Here is a 2,071-nt window from a genome sequence, read left to right on the forward strand (position 1 = left end):
TCCACGAACCGGCTCAGATGGTCGCCGGGAGAATAGGTCACCGTCACGACGGGCAGTCGGGTCGTCACCCGCAACACCCTACGACGCCGCACGCCGATTCCGACGCCCGGCGCGCGGCGCGGTACCGTGGGGGAATCATCGGCGGCCTCGCGCGGTCCCCGATTCGACGACAAGGACGGTGGATGAGCGCCGAGGTACCAGCGACGCCCCGGCGCGCACCCGCCCCGGGACGCGGCCGGCGCCACGCGACCCCCTCCCGGCCGGTGGGGTCGCGGATCGCCCGCGCCCTCGCCGCCCTCGTCTCCGTCTTCTGCCTCCTGGTCACCGGTGTGGGCTGGTCGCTGTTCAACGGTCTGAGCTCCGACCTGTCCTCCGCCGGCGGCCTCGACATGGGGGACGGCGGGCTCGACGGTGCCGTCGACATCCTCCTGGTCGGCACGGACAACCGGACCGACGCCCAGGGCAACGCCCTCAGCCAGGAGGAGCTCGCCACCATCCGGACCGGTGAGGACGAGGGTGAGAACACCGACACCATCCTGCTCATCCGGATCCCGGAGGACGGGAGCTCGGCGACCGCGATCTCCATTCCGCGGGATGTCTACGTGGAGACCCGGGAGATCGGGGGCAGCAAGATCAACGGGGTCTACGCCGGGTACAAGCAGGCCTACCTGGACCGCGCCTCGGCCGAGGCCCCCGACGGCGCGGTCACCGAGCAGGACCAGCGCGACGCCGTCCAGGCCGGCCGCAACGGGCTGATCAACACCATCCGGGATCTCACAGGCGTGCAGGCCGACCACTACGCGGAGATAGGCCTGCTGGGATTCGTGCTGCTCACCGACGCCGTCGGCGGCGTCCCGGTGTGTCTGAACGAGGACGTCGACGAACCGCTCTCCGGGGCGAACTTCCGGGCCGGGGTCCAGACCGTGTCCGGCTCGGACGCCCTGAGCTTCGTCCGACAGCGGCACGACCTGCCCGCGGGCGACCTCGACCGGATCGTCCGCCAGCAGGCGTTCATGTCCCAGCTGGTCAAGAAGACCTTGTCCGCGGGCACCCTCGCGGACCCGACGAAGCTCGGAGCCCTCGTCGATGCGGCCCGACGCTCATTCGTCATCGACGAGAACTGGGACTTCGTCGACTTCGCGATGAAACTGCAGGACATCAGCGGCGGCAACGTCCGGTTCGAGACCATTCCGGTGACCAGCATCGACTCCTTCACCGAGTGGGGCGAGTCCATCGTCACGGTCGACCCCGCCCAGGTCGCGGAGTTCGTCGGCGGATTCGCCAGTGCCGAGGACGCGGACGAGGACCAGACCCCGACCGACACGCCCGGCGTCGACCCGGCGGCCGTCGCGGTGTCGGTGGTCAACACGACGGCGATCGACGGGCTCGCCGCCCGGGTCTCCGGTTCACTGTCCGAACTCGGGTACGGGGTCGGGGACCTGCTCACCGATCCCGCCGCCGCCTACACCTCACACGTCGCGGCGGGATCGGCTGACGACCCCGCCGCGTTCGCGGTCTCCGACGCGCTCGGCGGACTGCCCGTCCAGGTGGATCCCGCGGTGCCGCCCGGCACCGTCCGCGTGGTGCTGGCCGAGGACTACAGCGGACCCACGGGGGATGCCACCGCGACCGAGTCCTACTCCCCCGAGACCACCGACTACGCGCCTCTGCCACCCTCGATCGCACAGCGTCCGACCTTCGACGCCGGCGGCTCGGACGTCCCCTGTGTGAACTGACCGAACCGCCGTGAACTGACCCAACCCCGACCGACCTCTCGGAGGACGCCCCGTGACCACCGCCGCAGACACCGTGCTCCAACCACTACTCGCGGCGGACCCGGGTGCGCCCCTGGTCACCCACTACGACCTCGCTGCACCCTCGCGGATCGAGCTGTCCGTGGTCTCCACGGCAAACTGGGCCGCCAAGATCGCCGGTCTGCTGCGGGACGAGGTCGCGGTCGCGCCCGGGGACGTGGTGGTGTGCGACCTGCCCGCCCACTGGCTCACCGCCGGGGTCCTCCTCGGCGCCTGGTGGGCCGGGGCCGAGGTGCGGACCGGGCCGGCCGAGGACG

At 71.4% G+C, this 2,071-nt stretch carries 2 protein-coding genes; both read left to right on the top strand.

Annotated features, from left to right (window positions below):
* Nucleotides 1-182 precede the first annotated feature (182 nt).
* The gene (locus tag G6026_RS04910; RefSeq protein WP_194307566.1) at nt 183-1,736 is read left to right on the top strand and encodes an LCP family protein; all 1,554 of its coding nucleotides are present in this window, start codon (nt 183-185) and stop codon (nt 1,734-1,736) included.
* Nucleotides 1,737-1,788: 52 nt separating this feature from the next.
* Nucleotides 1,789-2,071, top strand: a 283-nt coding sequence (locus G6026_RS04915) for a TIGR03089 family protein (protein WP_347238067.1), incomplete at its 3' end; no start/stop codon positions are given.

The organism is Dietzia sp. DQ11-38-2 (assembly GCF_014145055.1).
Classification (GTDB): Bacteria; Actinomycetota; Actinomycetes; order Mycobacteriales; family Mycobacteriaceae; genus Dietzia.